This window comes from Ochrobactrum sp. RH2CCR150 (assembly GCA_014138095.1).
Classification (GTDB): Bacteria; Pseudomonadota; Alphaproteobacteria; order Rhizobiales; family Rhizobiaceae; genus Brucella; species Brucella gambitense.
Genome location: JACGXE010000003.1, coordinates 454511 through 469248, shown reverse-complemented (window position 1 = coordinate 469248; position 14738 = coordinate 454511). Strand labels below are relative to the sequence as shown.

Genomic DNA, 14738 nt, shown 5'->3' with positions numbered 1-14738 from the left:
CTCTCCCAATTTTCAGAGAACTGCATGGATGAATTTGCGTGGATTTCTGAGCTACAAAGCCACTCGCTGGCTCCCGCCACATCCGCGCAACTCTCAACCATCATTCCACAAGGAAAAGCCCCGCCGCTCACTGTTTCTTTGGCGCGCGGGGCTTGGGGTTTGAGCAAAGCTCATATGTCGGCATTAATTCGTCGACAAAATCTTTCGGAATTCGAAGGCGCGCGGCCATTCGTTTTCCGCGCATATATAAATTGTCGGCAATCGAACTTCTTATCAACGATGCATGGTTCCTTGCGAAAAAATGCATCCGCGACCAAGATCGACTGTGCTTTCATCTGTGTGAAAGCTACGCAGTGTAGTCAGGTGGACTCATGCTCCTTTACCTCCCTACCGGATTTTCCCGCTTCCTGCGAACCTCTTGCCGATATTGCGTCATCCCTCCGCAATACCTCTCCGCTAGCAGCGAGTAACCAAAGTGTGCACCTGTCAGGAGTGACAGTCAACGCTCTTGCGTTCACATTTCGTATCGCCTATCAGAAGGCTGGTTGTTCGATATTTGTTCCGGTGCTACAAGAGCGCAAATTAGGATGACCTAACCCCTTCTTCTTTGGAGGGCGTCGCCCCATATTACGGGATTGGCGCGGCAGCATCAGTGCCGAAGCCAGTCTATCCATGGCATCACGAAGCAGGCAGGACGCGGAATGAGCGATCAGAAATTCATTTCCATACGTGGCGCGCGCGAGCACAATCTTAAAAATGTCGATCTGGATTTGCCACGCGACAAGCTGATCGTCATGACGGGCCTTTCCGGTTCGGGCAAGTCATCGCTTGCCTTCGACACTATTTATGCGGAAGGCCAGCGCCGCTACGTGGAAAGCCTCTCGGCCTATGCGCGCCAGTTTCTGGAAATGATGCAGAAGCCGGATGTGGACCAGATCGACGGTCTGTCGCCCGCCATTTCCATCGAACAGAAAACGACCAGCCGCAATCCGCGCTCGACGGTCGGCACGGTCACAGAAATCTACGACTATATGCGCCTTCTTTTCGCGCGTGTCGGCGTGCCCTATTCGCCAGCGACTGGCCTCCCCATCGAAAGCCAGACCGTCAGCCAGATGGTGGACCGCATCATTGCATTGGAAGAAGGCACGCGTCTGTACATTCTGGCGCCGATCGTGCGCGGGCGTAAGGGCGAGTACAAGAAGGAACTGGCGGAGCTTCTCAAGAAGGGCTTTCAGCGCGTCAAGGTTGACGGCACGTTCTATGAGATTGCCGATGTTCCGGCACTGGACAAGAAATACAAGCACGATATCGATGTGGTGGTAGACCGCGTCGTCGTGCGCCCTGACCTCACCTCGCGCCTTGCAGACAGCCTCGAAACCTGTCTGAAACTCGCCGAAGGTCTGGCTATCGCAGAATTTGCAGACAAGCCGCTTCCACCGGAAGAAACGGCGGAAGGTGGTGCGGCCAACAAGTCGGCCAACGAGACCCACGAACGTGTGCTGTTCTCGGAAAAATTCGCCTGCCCTGTTTCCGGCTTCACCATTCCGGAAATCGAGCCGCGGCTTTTCTCGTTCAACAATCCATTCGGCGCCTGCCCGACCTGCGACGGTCTTGGTACGCAGCAAGCCATCGATCCGAACCTGATTGTTCCCGATGAAAGCGCTGCGCTGAAAGACGGAGCGATTGCTCCATGGGCACGGTCGTCCTCGCCTTATTACAATCAGACACTGGAAGCGCTGGGCAAGGCCTATGGCTTCAAGATAGGCACCCGCTGGTCAGATCTGCCCAAGGAAGCGCAACGCGCCATTCTTCATGGCACGGACGGCAAGGAGATTACCTTCCAATATGACGACGGCCTGCGCTCTTATCAGACCACCAAACCTTTCGAAGGCGTCATTCCAAACCTAGAACGTCGCTGGAAGGAAACCGATTCCGCCTGGTCGCGTGAAGAGATTGAACGCTTCATGTCTTCGACGCCCTGCCCGGCTTGCAATGGTTATCGCCTGAAGCCGGAAGCGCTTGCCGTGAAAATCGGCATGAAGCACATCGGCGAAATCACTGAAATGTCCATCCGCAAGGCGGATGCCTGGTTCCGCGACGTCGATGGCAGCTTTAATGATAAGCAACGGGAAATTGCAGCGCGCATCCTCAAGGAAATCCGCGAGCGCCTGCAGTTCCTCAATGATGTCGGCCTCGATTATCTGACTTTGGCGCGCAATTCCGGCACGCTTTCCGGTGGCGAAAGCCAGCGTATCCGCCTCGCCTCTCAGATCGGCTCCGGTCTGACCGGTGTTCTCTACGTGCTGGACGAGCCGTCCATCGGCCTGCATCAGCGCGACAATGCCCGCCTGCTGGACACGCTTCGCCATCTGCGCGATCTCGGCAATACGGTTATCGTGGTGGAGCATGATGAAGACGCCATCCTGACGGCCGACTATGTGGTCGATATCGGCCCGGCAGCCGGTGTCCACGGCGGCAAGGTGATTGCACAGGGCACGCCGAAAGACGTGATGTCGAATACCAATTCGCTGACCGGCAAATATCTGTCGGGCGTTATGGAAGTCGCTGTTCCGTCGGAACGTCGCAAGATTTCCAAGACCAAGCGTATTCGTGTTGTCGGCGCACGTGGCAACAATTTGAAAAATGTATCGGCAGATATTCCGCTTGGCACTTTTACGGCTGTGACGGGCGTTTCAGGCGGCGGCAAGTCCACCTTCCTGATCGAAACGCTGTTCAAGGCTGCATCGCGCCGGATCATGGGTTCACGCGAGCATCCGGCGGAACACGACCGCATTGAGGGACTGGAGTTCCTCGACAAGGTGATCGATATCGACCAGTCGCCGATTGGACGCACGCCGCGCTCCAATCCGGCGACCTATACCGGCGCTTTCACGCCGATCCGCGACTGGTTCGCCGGCCTGCCCGAAGCCAAGGCGCGCGGTTATCAGCCGGGTCGCTTCTCCTTCAATGTGAAGGGCGGACGTTGTGAAGCCTGTCAGGGCGACGGTGTTATCAAGATCGAAATGCACTTCCTGCCGGACGTGTATGTGACCTGTGACGTCTGCCACGGCAAACGCTACAACCGTGAAACGCTGGAAGTGCTGTTCAAGGGTAAGTCCATCGCTGATGTGCTGGATATGACTGTTGAAGAAGGCGCGGAATTCTTCTCCGCCGTGCCCGCCGTGCGCGACAAGCTGGAAACGCTGGTCAAGGTTGGCCTTGGTTACATCAAGGTCGGGCAGCAGGCAACGACGCTTTCAGGCGGTGAAGCGCAGCGTGTGAAACTTGCCAAGGAATTGTCGCGCCGCGCCACCGGACGCACGCTCTATATCCTTGATGAGCCGACCACAGGCCTGCATTTCCACGATGTGGCGAAGCTACTCGAAGTGCTGCATGAGCTGGTCGAACAGGGTAATACCGTTGTGGTGATCGAACACAATCTCGAAGTCATCAAGACTGCCGACTGGGTGATCGACCTCGGCCCAGAAGGTGGTGACGGCGGCGGTGAGATCGTTGCTGTAGGACGCCCGGAAGACATCGTGAAGGAAAAGCGCTCTTATACCGGCCATTTCCTCAAGGAACTGCTGGAGCGACGCCCCAAGCGGAGTTCTGAGGCTGCGGAATAAGCGCGGCTCGACAGACGTGATAAATAAAAAGCCGGGTCCAAGCGCCCGGCTTTTTTCATAAATCCTCTGACACGGAAGTTTCCAAATTTCGGTCTTTCCGATCAGATTTAAGCCAACTACGCTCGATCCTATTTGAAAGATCATCCAAAACGACGCCGAAATCCGAGACCGCAAAATACAACGCACGGATATCCCAAACCTCAGACGTTATCCTGATTGGTGAGCCGTCATGCTCGGACGAATAGCGAAATGTTATGCCGCGGGGATCGAGAGAAGCTATCTCCCCAATACATCTTAAGAAGTTTTCAGGCGCGATACAGCTGTCTTCATCGTCTAATTCAGCAGCGACACTGCAAAAAGTATCCATCAAGATGCGGAGGTCATGTCCAGCTCGTTTGGGAACGGTGCCTCCGGCATACTTAATATGCCACTTCAGAGCGACCTCGATAGCGTGACGAAGATTAAACAAAGCTGGAAAGATGAGATTGTTCGTGCGAGGCCATTCATCTACGACTGTCTTAAGAAGCAGACAGCTCGCATCAAGATAACCTTCCCATATTCGACACTCACGGGCTGTGCCATCGCTGGAGAAGTCAACGTTAGGAACGTCTTGCGACGCAGGCGTAATCAAGCCACCAGCATGAGTGCGTTGAAACTCTTCATATAAGATAGCTTCATCATTTTTATCGATCTGCAAGGGCGGTGCTCCAGATGGATATCAAATAAGGCGTTCGCTGTGACAACGAGCGCTCATCAACTCATAGTAGCACATCTCGGATTCCCGACGGATGCGAAGGCAACCAAGCAACCCTGTCCGCAAAAACGAAAAAAGCCCGGACGAACCGGGCCTTCTCGACAGCCGCTCGCGTTATACCGCAGCGACCGAAATCTTGCCTTCAAACATAAATGCTTCGAAAAGCCTATCGGCTTTCCGAGATCATGCATTAGCCGTTTACGGCATCCTTCAGGCCCTTGCCGGCCGAGAACTTCGGCACGTTGCGAGCCGGAATAGCAACTTCCTTGCCGGTCGACGGATTGCGGCCGGTCGAAGCTGCACGGTGCGAAACGGAGAAAACGCCGAAGCCTGGCAGGCGGACTTCTTCACCAGCCTTCAGTGCGCCGGTGACAGCAGCGAGCACAGCGTCAACAGCCGTACCGGCATCAGCCTTCGTCAAACCGCCCTTTTCCGCGACTGCGGCAACCAATTCGTTCTTGTTCATTGGCATTTCCTTTCTTTACCTACCGGAACGGATAACGTGACCGGATTGGGCGGAGTTTATTCGAAACGCTCGCCAAACCAAGCCTGTCAATGGCAAAAAAGCCCGGTTTTCTGGGGTTAAACACAGAAATGCCGGGCTTTTGGCCCGGCATTTCGTTTGTTGGTCGTCTTATCGACTGTCAATGCGCTGTTGTAGCGCCTGCTTCATCGTCAACAGCGGCCACATTTGCAGGTGCTTCGGGCTCCGTCCACTCGATCGGTTCGGGCTGACGCACGAGTGCGTGCTTCAGAACTTCACCAACGCGAGACACCGGAACGATCTCAAGATTATTCTTCACATTGTCCGGAATCTCCGCCAGATCCTTGGCGTTTTCTTCCGGGATCAGAACCTTCTTGATGCCACCGCGCAGAGCCGCGAGAAGCTTTTCCTTCAGGCCGCCAATCGGCAGAACCCGACCGCGCAGCGTCACTTCACCGGTCATCGCGATATCCTTACGAACCGGAATGCCGGTCAGCACGGAAACGATGGTCGTGACCATGGCGATACCGGCGGACGGACCGTCCTTCGGCGTCGCACCTTCCGGTACATGGACGTGGATGTCACGCTTGTCGAACAGCGGAGGCTCGATGCCGAAATCAACGGCCCGCGAGCGGACATAGGATGCCGCAGCGGAAATCGATTCCTTCATCACGTCACGCAGGTTACCCGTGACGGTCATGCGACCCTTGCCGGGCATCATGACACCTTCGATAGTCAGCAATTCGCCGCCAACTTCCGTCCATGCCAAGCCGGTAACAACACCGACCTGATCTTCGCCGTCGATCTGACCAAAGCGGAAACGCTCCACACCCAGATAGTCGGAGAGATTCTTGTCGGTAATCTTCACCGACTTCTTCTTCGTCTTCAGGATTTCGGTGACGGCCTTACGGGCGAGAGTCATCATCTCGCGCTCAAGGCTACGCACACCGGCTTCCCGGGTGTAGAGGCGGATCACATTGCGCAGTGCATCGTCCGTGAGCGAGAACTCCTTCGGCTGCAATGCATGATCCTTGATGGCCTTCGGCAGCAGGTGCCGCTTGGCGATTTCCAGCTTTTCATCCTCGGTGTAACCGGCGATACGGATGATCTCCATACGATCCAGCAACGGACCGGGGATGTTCAGCGTATTAGCGGTCGTCACGAACATGACGTTGGACAGGTCGTACTCAACCTCAAGGTAATGATCCATGAAGGTTGCATTCTGTTCCGGATCCAGCACCTCAAGCATCGCCGACGACGGATCACCGCGGAAATCCTGACCCATCTTGTCGATTTCATCGAGCAGGAAGAGCGGATTGGACTTCTTCGCTTTCTTCATCGACTGGATGACCTTGCCGGGCATCGAGCCGATATAGGTGCGGCGGTGACCGCGGATTTCAGCTTCGTCGCGCACGCCGCCAAGCGACATACGCACATATTCACGACCAGTTGCCTTGGCGATGGAGCGAGCAAGCGAGGTCTTGCCGACGCCGGGAGGTCCAACGAGGCAGATGATCGGGCCCTTGATCTTGGTCGAACGAGCTTGCACCGCGAGATATTCGACAATGCGTTCCTTGACCTTATCGAGACCGAAGTGATCATTGTTGAGCACTTCTTCCGCAAAATTCAGGTCCTGCTTGACCTTCGACTTCTTGCCCCACGGAATGGAAAGCAACCAGTCGAGATAGTTGCGCACAACTGTCGCTTCGGCAGACATCGGGCTCATGGTGCGGAGCTTCTTCAGCTCAGCCTGGGCCTTTTCACGCGCTTCCTTGGAAAGCTTTGTCTTGTTGATGCGTTCTTCCAATTCAGCCGCTTCATCGCGACCATCCTCGCCGTCACCAAGCTCCTTCTGAATCGCCTTCATCTGCTCATTGAGATAATATTCGCGCTGCGTCTTCTCCATCTGGCGCTTGACGCGCGAGCGGATGCGCTTCTCAACCTGCAGAACCGAAATTTCGGCTTCCATGAAGGAAAGAGCCTTCTCAAGACGCTCACGCACCGAGAGAATGGACAGCATTTCCTGCTTTTCAGGAATCTTGATCGCGAGATGCGAAGCAACCGTATCGGCAAGCTTGGAATAATCGTCGATCTGGCTGGCAGCGCCAACCACTTCCGGCGAAATCTTCTTGTTCAGCTTGACGTAGTTTTCGAAGTCGGAAACCACCGAACGGGCTAGTGCCTCAATCTCGACGGCATCTTCTTCGGGCTCCGGCAAAGCCGCAGCATAAGCTTCGTGATAGTCTTCGCGATCCGTAAACTTGGAAATCTTGGCGCGCGCTGTGCCCTCGACCAGTACCTTTACGGTGCCGTCCGGCAGCTTCAAAAGCTGAAGCACATTGGCAATCGTGCCAATTTCGTAAATCGCGTCTGGCGCCGGATCGTCATCGGCGGCGTTCTTCTGGGTCGCAAGCAATATCTGCTTGTCGACGCCCATCACTTCTTCCAGAGCGCGAATAGACTTTTCGCGTCCGACAAAAAGCGGAACGATCATGTGCGGGAAGACCACAATATCGCGCAACGGAAGAACGGCATAAAGCCCGTCTGCACCGCCCGCTTCTGCTCCACCCATCGGGGTCTTGTCTTCAATACCCGTCATAACTCAAGTCCTTTCTCAGGCCTTTCGACCCGACTGCCACGCCGACGCCCCCTTTCATCATGAGGCAGGTCGCACAGCGTGCTTCGGTTCATACTTGGAGAGCCAAGCCCAGCAATTCAATAGCCAGTATCGGGGCGGCTTTCATAGAATCGTTAACTATCCTGCGCCGTCCCGGCAATTTGCACAATATGCCGCTTTAGATATGCCCCGATACAAGAGCAATAAGCCTATAACACTAAGGCGAATTGTCAGACTGGCAACAAAAAAGGCCGCTTTCGCGGCCTTTTGAGGATATTTTCAATCTCTTAAGCCGAAACGTTGCCCTTCTCGTCCTGGCGTTCCGCATAGATGTACAGAGGACGGGCACTGCCATCCACAACATCACCGGAGATCACGACTTCGCGAACACCTTCCAGTGTCGGCAATTCGAACATCGTGTCGAGCAGGATCTTTTCCATGATCGAGCGCAGACCACGAGCACCCGTCTTGCGTTCAACTGCCTTGTTGGCAATGGCGCGCAGAGCGTCGTCGTGGAACACCAGCTCGACATTTTCCATATCGAACAGGCGCTGATACTGCTTCACGAGCGCGTTCTTCGGCTCGGTCAGGATCTGAACCAGTGCATCAACGTCGAGGTCTTCGAGCGTTGCGATAACTGGCAGACGACCAACGAATTCCGGAATGAGACCGAATTTCAGCAGATCTTCCGGTTCCAGCTCGCGGAACACCGCACCGATACGACGCTCGTCAACGGAGCGGACCGTTGCGCCGAAGCCGATGGAGGTCTTCTCGCCACGTGCGGAGATGATCTTGTCGAGACCGGCAAAAGCACCGCCACAGATGAACAGGATGTTCGTCGTATCCACCTGCAGGAACTCCTGCTGCGGATGCTTGCGACCACCCTGCGGAGGAACCGATGCGACAGTACCTTCCATGATCTTGAGAAGCGCCTGCTGCACGCCTTCACCCGATACATCGCGCGTGATGGACGGGTTGTCGGACTTGCGGCTGATCTTGTCCACTTCGTCGATATAGACGATGCCGCGCTGCGCGCGCTCGACGTTGTAATCAGCAGCCTGAAGCAGTTTCAGGATGATGTTTTCAACGTCTTCACCGACATAACCGGCTTCCGTGAGTGTCGTCGCGTCGGCCATGGTGAATGGCACATCGATGATGCGAGCGAGCGTCTGGGCAAGATAGGTCTTGCCGCAGCCGGTCGGACCGACGAGAAGAATATTCGACTTCGCCAGTTCGATATCGTTGCTCTTCGACTGATGCGCGAGACGCTTGTAGTGATTGTGCACCGCGACCGACAGAACGCGCTTGGCATCCTTCTGGCCGATGACGTAGTCGTCAAGAACGGCCATGATTTCCTGCGGCGTAGGCACGCCCTCGCGGGACTTCACCATCGAGGATTTGTTTTCCTCGCGGATAATATCCATGCAGAGTTCGACGCATTCGTCGCAGATGAAAACGGTCGGGCCTGCAATCAGCTTGCGCACTTCATGCTGGCTTTTGCCGCAGAACGAGCAATAAAGCGTATTCTTGGAATCGCCGCCGCTGTTGCTGACTTTGCTCATTGCAGTTTCCTTTCAATAAACCGAAACGAACCTTGGGCTGTTCATTCCGATCGTTTCTTCCGGTTCGGACCCAGTAAAGAAGGAAAAACACTCCTTCTACCGGTCACAATGACAGTTGATACGCACTGTCCCTGTAGTCTCTAGGTTTCCGTTCACCGCAGACTCCCCGACCGAAGGAGTCTTTCAGTGACTTTTGCAGAACCTGAACCTTCGAACAAACAAAAAATAAGTTCCCGGCAAAGATTCGGCCTGATCTGACCAACTTTAGCGCCTTGATGCCCAACAGATGCTTAACGCGGCGCGTTAACCTTCACGTTGGTCCAAGAATTGAGCCCCTTTTGTGGCAAAAGGGGCCAAAAATTGGAAGCGAGCCGGATTCAGGCTCACTTCGATTCGTCGGCGCTCACATCGCGTGCTTCAACGACCTTGTCGATGAGACCGAATTCGAGCGCTTCCTGGGCGGTCATGAAATGATCGCGGTCGAGCGTGCGTTCGATGGTTTCGTAGTCGCGGCCCGTGTGCTTCACATAAACTTCGTTCAGACGGCGCTTCATCTTGATGATGTCCTGCGCATGACGTTCGATATCGGACGCCTGACCCTGGAAGCCGCCCGAAGGCTGGTGAACCATGATGCGGGCATTTGGCAGCGCATAACGCTGGCCGGTTGCACCTGCCGTCAGAAGCAGTGAGCCCATCGATGCGGCCTGCCCCATGCAGAGCGTGGATACCGGCGGACGGATGAACTGCATCGTGTCGTAGATCGCCATGCCGGACGTCACCACGCCACCCGGCGAGTTGATGTACATGTTGATCTCTTTTTTCGGATTCTCGGCTTCAAGGAACAGAAGCTGCGCGCAAACCAGCATCGACATGCCGTCTTCGACCGGTCCGTTGACGAAGATGATGCGCTCTTTCAGAAGGCGCGAGAAAATATCATAGGCCCGCTCGCCACGGTTGGTCTGCTCGACCACCATCGGCACGAGGTTCATGACGGTTTCAATCGGATCTCTCATTATGGGCCTCTGGATGTAATGATGCGAATTGAGTGGATTTGAATCGTCGGACTACCATACATAGGGCGTTGCGCCCCTGTTCCGCAAGTGGTGCTCGGTCCCTCACGGAATCATGACTAATCCCAGTCGTTTTCCGGCTTCTCCGGCTTGATGCCGCGCTTGTCGTCGAGCGTCCGGCGCGCCACTTCCGTGAGACGCGCCTTGACCCGAACCGAACCGTCTTCCCGGTCTTCGCGCTGCACTTCACTGCCGTGCTCGTAGATCCAGTTCAGTATGTGCAGTTCGAAAGGCGAAAGAACGATATCGATAGCGCCAAGCACGCCCGCTATCCGTGTTTCGATCAGACTAAGCAAGCGATCAACGCCCTCGCCTGTGATGGCTGACAGGGGTATCGGGCGGCCTTCATCACCACCGGCAGCGGCCAGACGCAATGCCGCCTCGCGGCCGCTCTCGTCGAGATTGTCAATCTTGTTCCAGATTTCCACGACGCGCTTGCGATCCTGCGGCTCGATACCGAGACCAGCAAGGATATTCTCGACATCTTCTGCCTGCGCGGCATTATCCGGGTCGGAAATATCGCGCACGTGCAAAATGAGATCGGCCTCCACCACTTCTTCCAGCGTGGCGCGGAAGGCTGCCACCAGATGGTGCGGCAGATTGGAAATGAAGCCCACCGTATCGGACAGGATCACCGTCTCGCCATGAGGCAGACGAATGCGGCGCAGTGTCGGATCAAGCGTGGCGAAGAGCATATCTTCGGCCAGTACTTCGGCACCGGTCATGCGGTTGAACAGCGTCGATTTACCGGCATTGGTATAGCCGACAAGCGCAACAATCGGATGCGGCACCTTGCGCCGCTTCTGGCGATGCAGCGTGCGTGTGCGAACAACTGTTTCAAGTTCACGCTTGATCTTCAGAATCTTGTCCTGCAACAGCCGACGGTCGGCTTCGATCTGGGTTTCACCCGGACCGCCAAGGAAGCCGCCACCACCGCGCTGACGCTCCAGGTGGGTCCAGCTGCGAACCAGACGGCCCTTCTGATAATTCAGATGCGCCAGTTCGACCTGCAACGCACCTTCCTTGGTACGTGCGCGCTCGCCGAAAATCTCAAGAATCAGGCCCGTGCGGTCGATGACCTTGACGTTCCATTCCTTTTCGAGATTACGCTGTTGTACCGGCGTCAGAGCATGATCGACAATAACCAGCCCGATGTCGTTTTCCTTGACCGTATCGGCAATGGCTTCGACCTTGCCCGCGCCAAGCAAAGTTGCGGGTCGCGGATTGGCAATGACCGCGACCTCGGCATGAATGATTTCAAGATCGATAGCGCGCGCCAGACCGACAGCTTCTTCCAAGCGCGCTTCACTGGAGCGCTGAAACTGCGTGCGTGCACCTTCTTCGCCTGAACCGTTGGCATTATAGCGCTCCGGCAAAATGGGAACGACAACGGCAGCTCTGGTCGGTTCTTGTTCGGAAAGGCCGTAGCCCTTGTTTGCATCGTCTTTATGCGCGTCGAAAGACGACGCGTTTTTATCCTTGAATTTGGACAAATAAATATTCTCCGGGGAGAGCAGAGACATTGCGCTCCATCATCAAGCACAAATAGGTCGCCGCTATGCGTGTTTCAAATAGAAGACGCCCCGGGCGTTAAAGCAATTGTATCCGAGTCCCATGGCTGGAACCCGGAATAATCGCCTAACAATACATCAGGGCGACGCGACATCGATGGACGAAGCCGCTACACCCGAATGGAATTCGGAAAGCGTCAGGCTTCCTCACCTTCGAACATCTGAACCGGCTGGCTCGGCATGATCGTCGAAATTGCGTGCTTATAAACAAGCTGCGAATGACCATCGCGGCGCAGCAGCACGCAGAAATTGTCGAAAGACGTCACAATACCGGTCAGTTTTACGCCATTGATCAGAAAAATCGTCAGGGAGATCTTCTGTTTGCGTACGGAGTTCAGAAAAAGGTCTTGAAGATTTTGCGATCGTTCAGCCATTGTTTTTATTCCTTTAATCGATCAGCAGCCTGTTCGCGATACGTGAAAGCGGTGAACCCGCTCTATCTATTTGTTTTCATGCATTTCTGGACCAGCAAAACCGTTTCAGACTTTTGCTGGAAATGCCGTTATTCCTTGTCGCATTTCCTAACGCAAAACCGTTTCACACTTTTGCGGGAAGTGCTGTAGACGAGCATGCGCATTTGCATAAATCAAGCACCGGAACGCCAGACCCCAGTACGGAACTGCAATTGCTGTGGAAAGACAACTGCTTCGCCCTCAGCTTTCGGTTAACAGGATGGGAATCTTTGCGCAACCGACAATTTTGTTGAACACGTGTCAAATATTGGTAGCAACGTTAGCGCAGCGTGATCAGCTTGCCTTGGAAAGCTCAATATTATCATTACTTTCGGGCAATGGTTTCACCTGATCCCTCATCCACATGTAAAAACTGCCGGGTTGTAATGAAACAACAGCCTTGTGTTTTTTATGGACATGGAAGCCTATAAAGTCCGGATGGTTGAGTGGCTCCAGACCGTAGGCTGGATCGTAGATACGGGTCGCATCCTTGCCGACCCAATAGTAGAAATTCTCACGCGGTGCCGCGTTCTTGAAAATCCCGTATTTGCGGGCGAGCCGCGAAATACCGTCATTGCCGAATACCGTGATCCCGATGGAGGCAGGTGTGACTTCCTTGCCAATCGTCCGGTAATAGAGTGGCCGTAATCGACCGCGTCGCAATCCCAGCCATCGCGGCAGAGGATAGGTCGCGGACATATAGGCTTCGAACTCGCCAATGATCGGATGATCATGCGGGAAATAAAGCGCTGATACGCCCACCCGATATTTGTTTTCGCGCGCAAGATAGGGCTTCGCCGGATCGGGATGGAACTGTTTCGCGAGAAACACATCGGTGTCGAGCCACACGCCCTGCCGGTGCTTCATCAACATGATACGGAAAATATCGCTAAACTGGACAATGGTGCGTGACGAACGAAAGGCCGGATAGCCAGGATCAAGCCGTTTGAAAGCGAGTTCAGGCAAGATCGTGTTGGCGTCATGCAATTCCACGCCAGCGGGTACATTTTCAATTGGCGCGTATGCAAAAAGTTTCACGCGCTGACCCGTCATGACCATCGACGCCAGACAAATCTGATCGACTTCACGTAAGCGAGGTCCGTACCAAAAGGTACAAATGTCCATAAAAAGCCCCCAAGAAATAAAACTTGGAGGTTTATATCACTCATACTTAATTAACTATATCAGATTTCTACGATTAAAAGAATTCGAGGCTGACGCGGAACATCTGTTCCACATGTTTGACGGCTTCTGCCGTGGCGAAAATCACCACCCGGTCCTTCGGCTTGATGCGAACATCGCCATTGGGGCGGATCACCTGCCCGTCCCGGTAGATTGCGCCGATTCGCAAGCCGACCGGCAGATCGAGATCACGCAACGGCGCGCCGACGAGCGACGATGTTTCCAGCGCTTCAGCTTCAATGATTTCCGCCATGTCGCGATAGACGCTGTAGACTGCACGGATGCGGCCGCGACGCACATGCTGGAGAATTTTGGAAACGGTTACCGCCTTCGGATTGATATAGGCGTCGATCCCCACCATGTGGGTGAAATCCTGATAGGCGACCGTGTTGAGCAAGGCCATATTGCTTTTGCAGCCAAGGCGTTTCGCCATGATGCTGGATAGAATATTCACCTGATCCTGATTGGTGAGCGCCACCATCAGATCGGCATCCTGAATATCGGCCTCTTGCAGCAAAGCCTGATCCAGCGCGCTACCATGCAGTACCATGGTCCGCTTCAACTGATCGGCAATTGCGAAAGCGCGCTCATGATCGCTTTCGATCATCTTCACACGGGTCTGCCATTTCCGGTCTTCGATAGCCTTGGCGACATAAAGCCCAATATTGCCACCGCCCGCGATAACGATGCGGCGCGCTTCCGGCTTTTCATGTCCGAACAGTGACAACGTGCGGCGCACCTGCTCGCGGGTGGTGACCACATAAGCGAGGTCGCCTGCATTCAGCTCATCGGACGAGCGCGGAATGAACAGGTTTTCATTGCGCACCACGCCCACCACCGTTGCCGCCAGATCGGGAAACAGATCGGTCAATTGCTTCAGCGGTGTGTTGATGACCGGGCATTCTTCAAGACATTCGATGGCAAGACCGATGACGCGATCATCTGCGAAGCGCAAAACATCCGTCGCGCCCTGCAAGGCGATACGGCGCAGCACCACCTCGCCCACTTCCAGCTCGGGCGAAATGATCACATCGATCGGCAGGTTTTCGCGGAGAAACAGGTCCTGATATTCGGCCTGTAGATAAGACTGGGCGCGGATGCGCGCAATCTTCGTTGGCACGTTGAACACCGAATGCGCGACCTGACAGGCGACCATGTTCACTTCGTCAGACAGCGTAACGGCGATAATCATGTCCGCTTCGTCTGCGCCAGCGGCAGCCAATACGTCCGGCTGCGAGCCATGACCGACGAATCCGCGCACATCCAGCGTGTCACGCACGATTTCGATGTGACGCGCCGACGTATCGATGACGGAAACGTCGTTTTCCTCGGCGGCCAGTCGCTCGGCTATGCCATAGCCGACCTGCCCCGCTCCGCATACGATCACCCGCATGGCTGCTCCGCTTGTAAAATCACCAGG

10 protein-coding genes and 1 pseudogene are annotated in these 14738 nt (G+C 55.0%); 2 read left to right on the top strand and 9 right to left on the bottom strand.

Annotated features, from left to right (window positions below; genetic code table 11):
• Window positions 1-394 precede the first annotated feature (394 nt).
• Both FHW03_RS26050 and uvrA read left to right on the top strand, forming a co-directional pair.
• A pseudogene (locus tag FHW03_RS26050) lies at window positions 395-591 on the top strand (hypothetical protein).
• A 110-nt stretch (window positions 592-701) separates the two neighbouring features.
• The gene (gene uvrA, locus FHW03_RS09725; protein ID WP_182520425.1) at window positions 702-3626 is read left to right on the top strand and encodes an excinuclease ABC subunit UvrA; all 2925 of its coding nucleotides are present in this window, start codon (window positions 702-704) and stop codon (window positions 3624-3626) included.
• Window positions 3627-3681: 55 nt separating this feature from the next.
• On the opposite strand, the gene FHW03_RS09720 is transcribed toward uvrA, so the two are convergent.
• The 9 genes from FHW03_RS09720 to trkA form a co-directional block, all read right to left on the bottom strand.
• Window positions 3682-4323 (bottom strand): hypothetical protein, encoded by a 642-nt coding sequence (locus FHW03_RS09720; RefSeq protein WP_182520424.1) that lies wholly within the window; start codon window positions 4321-4323, stop codon window positions 3682-3684.
• A gap of 247 nt (window positions 4324-4570) precedes the next feature.
• Window positions 4571-4846, bottom strand: a complete 276-nt coding sequence (locus FHW03_RS09715; RefSeq protein ID WP_006470422.1) for an HU family DNA-binding protein — start codon at window positions 4844-4846, stop codon at window positions 4571-4573.
• Between the two features lie 178 nt (window positions 4847-5024).
• Window positions 5025-7463, bottom strand: coding sequence for an endopeptidase La (lon, locus tag FHW03_RS09710; protein ID WP_182520423.1), 2439 nt, complete (start codon window positions 7461-7463; stop codon window positions 5025-5027).
• Between the two features lie 305 nt (window positions 7464-7768).
• On the bottom strand, window positions 7769-9043 hold the full coding sequence (clpX, locus tag FHW03_RS09705; RefSeq protein WP_078338598.1) for an ATP-dependent Clp protease ATP-binding subunit ClpX: 1275 nt from the start codon (window positions 9041-9043) through the stop codon (window positions 7769-7771).
• Between the two features lie 383 nt (window positions 9044-9426).
• Window positions 9427-10056 carry an ATP-dependent Clp endopeptidase proteolytic subunit ClpP gene (gene clpP / locus FHW03_RS09700; RefSeq protein ID WP_078338597.1) on the bottom strand — a complete coding sequence of 210 codons (630 nt, stop codon included), beginning with the start codon at window positions 10054-10056 and terminating at the stop codon, window positions 9427-9429.
• 116 nt (window positions 10057-10172) lie between these two features.
• Complete coding sequence (gene hflX, locus FHW03_RS09695; protein ID WP_377514509.1) at window positions 10173-11606, bottom strand: GTPase HflX; 1434 nt, start codon at window positions 11604-11606, stop codon at window positions 10173-10175.
• A gap of 215 nt (window positions 11607-11821) precedes the next feature.
• On the bottom strand, window positions 11822-12058 hold the full coding sequence (gene hfq, locus FHW03_RS09690) for an RNA chaperone Hfq (RefSeq protein ID WP_002964239.1): 237 nt from the start codon (window positions 12056-12058) through the stop codon (window positions 11822-11824).
• Between the two features lie 372 nt (window positions 12059-12430).
• On the bottom strand, window positions 12431-13261 hold the full coding sequence (locus FHW03_RS09685) for a hypothetical protein (RefSeq protein WP_182520421.1): 831 nt from the start codon (window positions 13259-13261) through the stop codon (window positions 12431-12433).
• Between the two features lie 73 nt (window positions 13262-13334).
• Window positions 13335-14711: a Trk system potassium transporter TrkA gene (gene trkA, locus FHW03_RS09680; RefSeq protein ID WP_182520420.1), complete on the bottom strand. Its 1377-nt coding sequence runs from the start codon at window positions 14709-14711 to the stop codon at window positions 13335-13337.
• Between the last annotated feature and the right edge of the window lie 27 nt (window positions 14712-14738).

Excerpts from the sequence above, each read along its gene's own strand:
- uvrA (WP_182520425.1), top strand. The coding sequence starts at position 702 with ATGAGCGATCAGAAATTCATTTCCATACGTGGCGCGCGCGAGCACAAT.
- FHW03_RS09715 (WP_006470422.1), bottom strand. The coding sequence starts at position 4,846 with ATGAACAAGAACGAATTGGTTGCCGCAGTCGCGGAAAAGGGCGGTTTG.
- lon (WP_182520423.1), bottom strand. The coding sequence starts at position 7,463 with ATGACGGGTATTGAAGACAAGACCCCGATGGGTGGAGCAGAAGCGGGC.
- clpX (WP_078338598.1), bottom strand. The coding sequence starts at position 9,043 with ATGAGCAAAGTCAGCAACAGCGGCGGCGATTCCAAGAATACGCTTTAT.
- clpP (WP_078338597.1), bottom strand. The coding sequence starts at position 10,056 with ATGAGAGATCCGATTGAAACCGTCATGAACCTCGTGCCGATGGTGGTC.
- hfq (WP_002964239.1), bottom strand. The coding sequence starts at position 12,058 with ATGGCTGAACGATCGCAAAATCTTCAAGACCTTTTTCTGAACTCCGTA.
- FHW03_RS09685 (WP_182520421.1), bottom strand. The coding sequence starts at position 13,261 with ATGGACATTTGTACCTTTTGGTACGGACCTCGCTTACGTGAAGTCGAT.
- trkA (WP_182520420.1), bottom strand. The coding sequence starts at position 14,711 with ATGCGGGTGATCGTATGCGGAGCGGGGCAGGTCGGCTATGGCATAGCC.